This is a genomic window from Paenibacillus nuruki (assembly GCF_001721045.1).
Classification (GTDB): domain Bacteria; phylum Bacillota; class Bacilli; order Paenibacillales; family Paenibacillaceae; genus Saccharibacillus; species Saccharibacillus nuruki.
This window is the reverse complement of sequence record NZ_MDER01000007.1, coordinates 1-3,895: the sequence shown is the minus strand read 5'-3', so window position 1 is coordinate 3,895 and position 3,895 is coordinate 1. Positions and strand designations below refer to the sequence as shown.

4 protein-coding genes are annotated in these 3,895 nt (G+C 26.8%); all 4 read left to right on the top strand.

Annotated elements, in window-relative coordinates; translation table 11 throughout:
* The first annotated feature begins 32 nt into the window (after positions 1 to 32).
* Positions 33 to 1,442 carry a nucleotidyltransferase family protein gene (locus PTI45_RS01150; RefSeq protein WP_069325719.1) on the top strand — a complete coding sequence of 470 codons (1,410 nt, stop codon included), beginning with the start codon at positions 33 to 35 and terminating at the stop codon, positions 1,440 to 1,442.
* 98 nt (positions 1,443 to 1,540) lie between these two features.
* Positions 1,541 to 2,233: an ABC transporter permease gene (locus PTI45_RS01145; RefSeq protein ID WP_139129194.1), complete on the top strand. Its 693-nt coding sequence runs from the start codon at positions 1,541 to 1,543 to the stop codon at positions 2,231 to 2,233.
* Positions 2,234 to 2,236: 3 nt separating this feature from the next.
* Entirely contained in the window at positions 2,237 to 3,040 is an 804-nt protein-coding gene (locus PTI45_RS01140) for an ABC transporter permease (protein ID WP_069325717.1), read from the top strand.
* A gap of 13 nt (positions 3,041 to 3,053) precedes the next feature.
* Positions 3,054 to 3,895, top strand: an 842-nt coding sequence (locus PTI45_RS01135) for an ABC transporter ATP-binding protein (protein WP_069325716.1), incomplete at its 3' end; no start/stop codon positions are given.

Sequence of the window (3,895 nt, the reverse complement as noted above, 5' to 3'; positions counted from 1 at the left end):
CTGAATTTTTTTAGGATTGAACGGAGGTAGTTATGAGAGAAAATATTTTATTAAACAGACTATTTGATTTAGCAAAGGAAAAGAATCAAGAATATTTAATGAAAATAGTGAGTAAACATAAGCTTCAACCATATTTCAAACAAATAATGAACAAGCAAATTGTAGAGTTAGAAAATCAACTACAAGAAATTACTAATCGTTATAAAACATCAATGTCTTTCTTGAAAAAATTAGAGAAGAATTTAAATGAACCAATTGTTGTAGTTAAAGGATTTAGTAATCATCAACTCACAAAAGGAAGAATTTTGCTTAGAGGAATGGCAGATATTGATCTTTTATCTAAAAATCCTTATGAACTTAAAAGTTTACTATTAAATCAGGGATTTATTGAAAAGAAAACTGAAACAGGACATGAGTTATCTGAACTTCAAAGAGATGATATCAATATAGATTTACATAAGTTTGTACCAGTTGCTTCATATCCACATGATATAAATAATAATATTAATTTAAATAAAATAATGACAACAGAAGGAGCTATTTTCAAAGGTAAGATAACATATGAAGATATAATTGAACATTCAATAAATTTATCTGATAAGATTTTAATTCCTAATGTCAACTTATCATTGGTTATTTTATGTGCTTCCATATTTAGAGATTACATATCAAGAATAGACCAATTGCCTTATTTTAAATTAATAAATCTTGTTGAAGTATATCTTCTACTGCAAGAGGAAGATTATGATTCTGAAGAGTTTTTACATCTAGCTAAAAAGTTTGATGCAGAACACTCCATAGAATTCATCAACTCACTTTTAGTTGAAATATATCAAGTGAATTTATTAAAAAGTCCGCCCAAATTAAAATATTATCCGCAAATATTATTCTGGAATTTTAATGAATGGTTTATTCAGGAGAACTTAGTTGATGCAATATTTAACATTGATTTTGAAAGCGTTTTAAAATCAATGGGTGCTAAAACACATGAAATTAATGATTCTGATATTTTAATAATTGATTTTTTAAATGAAGGAAATGTATTACAAGGACATTACGCATCAAAGAAAAATCATTACAAATCAATATCTATTGAAGTTAAGTGGCTTGAAACATTGAAACTAACTTTATTTATTTATGATATTCATTATATTCATGAGAACGATATCATTAGCATCAACTTAGGAGAAAGTGATAGTAAACTTACATTTTTCGGATCAGAATCAAGACAAAAAACATTCGGTGCACCTAAAAAATACGGAAAAATTTCACACAATCTAGATGGAAATACGTTATCAATAGAATTTGTTTTAACTCAAGCAGAACTTTATAAATATTTACTTGCAGATAACAAACTGGGAATAAGCATTTATATTGAGAAACATGAAAAAGAAAATGAGCTAAATTGTATTTTTCCAATAATTATTTCAAGAAATGAGTGATAGTTTTGGATCTATACTTTAAATTCATCAAGATATCATTTTTAGAAAAATATATATATAAATTTAATTTGTATACGTCTATTATTGCGGGCTTTATTATGATTTATATCCAAATAAGTGTTTGGGAAGCCTTGTACGATAACCTTAATAACAATTCTAATTTACAGCAAATGATTAATTATGTCTTTATTTCTTTCTTTATATTTAACATAACTAAATCAGAAAGTGGAAACAAAATTGGAGATGCAATAGACAAGGGAACAATAGTTACTGATCTAATAAAACCAATAAATTATAGGAATTGCTTATTTGCTCAAGATGCAGGTACTAACATCTTTCAACTAACATTTATATTTCTTCCTTCTTTTATATTTTTTTTATTTATGTATAATCTTCAGTTTGATATTACATTAGTAAATTTTTTAATGTTCTTTTTAAGTATAGTATTTGCTGTTATTATAGCTTTCTTAATTAAATATATTATTGGACTTTTTGCATTCTGGTTAGAAACTTCCTGGTATATTCCCTTTATTGTTGGTGCTATTTTTGATCTTTTTTCTGGATCAATTATTCCTATTTGGTTTTACCCTGATTGGCTTGCTGATATTTGTGCTTATTTACCTTTCAGATTTGTTTTTTTTGAGCCAATATCAATCTTTCTTGGTAGATATAATGAATTACAAATTTTAAATTTATTATTACTACAGTTGTTATGGATTGTAATCTTGTATTGCATTGAACGATTCATTTGGAGCAAAGCACAAAATAAGCTTGTAGTTCATGGAGGATAGACAATGCAGTATGTATCTTTGTATTTTGAATTTATTAAAATTCAAATAGTAGGAATTTTTCAGTTTAAAAAGGCTTTTACTCTAGGTTTAATAGCACAATTAGCTTCTTATGGGGCAGAATTTTTCTTATTGTGGATTGTTATTGATAGGTTTAATGAAATTAATGGTTGGTATTCTTATGAAGTACTTTTACTTTATGCAATGAATTTGTGTTCTTACGCGTTAGCTAGTTTTTTTTTAGCTAGCCCAAGTTTTAGATTATCTCAAATGATAAAGGATGGAACTTTTGATGAGATTTTGACGAAGCCTTTAAATAACTTTCTTTACTTAATATGTAGAGAGTTTAACTCGGGTTATTTAAGTCATTTAATATTATCCCTTGTGGCTATGTTTATAGCGCTTGCTAATTTGAATGTATCTTTAAACTTTTTCCAAACTTTATTTTTTATAATTGTTATTTTAAGCGGTTCATTAATACAAGGTGCTGCACTGATATTAATATCTATTCCATCATTTTGGGTTGTTGAGAATAGTATGCTTAAAGATGTATTGTTCTTTCAAGCAAAAAACTTTATTAGATATCCAATCTCTATTTACCCTGGGATAATTCAAATACTGCTAACTTTTGTAATCCCATATGCTTTTATCAATTTCTTTCCAGTACAATATTTTATTCAAAAAAATGATTTTACATTCTTTAGTCCTGTGTTTCAATTCTTATCGCCTTTAGTTGGAGTAGTACTTTTTATATTAGCTTATATTCTATGGCGTATTGGAATAAACAATTATAAAAGTACAGGATCTTAGAATAGGAGACAGTATGGAAAATATTATTGAAGTGAAAAATGTATATAAACAATTTAAAATTTCAGAGAGAGAAAAAGGTTTATTTAATTCTGTTAAATCTCTTTTCACGAATAATTATCATATAAAAAAAGCAGTTGATAACATATCTTTCAGTATAAAAAAAGGCGAAATTGTTGGTTACATTGGTGCCAATGGTGCAGGTAAATCTACTACAATCAAAATGTTATCAGGCATATTAGTTCCCTCTTCTGGATCTGTTCTAATTGATGGGTTAGTACCTTATGAGAATCGAAAAGAAAATGCAAAAAAAATTGGAGTAGTGTTTGGACAACGATCACAATTATATTGGAACCTTCCTATGGAAGAAACATTCGATTTGTATAAAAAAATATATAAAATTCCTGAAAATGATTTTATATATAATGTAGAATTTTATGTTGATTTACTTGAGATGAGTCCTTTTTTAAGAACTCCAGTAAGACAATTAAGTTTAGGACAAAGAATGCGTGCTGAACTTGTTGTGGCACTATTACATAATCCTGAAATCCTTTATTTGGATGAACCTACAATTGGGCTTGATGTAGTAGTAAAGCAAAAGATAAGAAAATTTATTAAAGAGATTAATAAGGAGAAAGACTTAACTGTTATTTTAACAACTCATGATATGGATGATATTGAACAAATTTGTAATCGAATCATAACTATTCATGGAGGAGAGATTGTTTATGATGGATCATTAGATCAATTTAAAAATAGTTATAGTATGGGACATCAAATAATAATTGAATATGTAAATGATGACGTTCAAATCAAAGATCCTCGTCTCAAAATTATTACAAATGATAAAAATAGAAA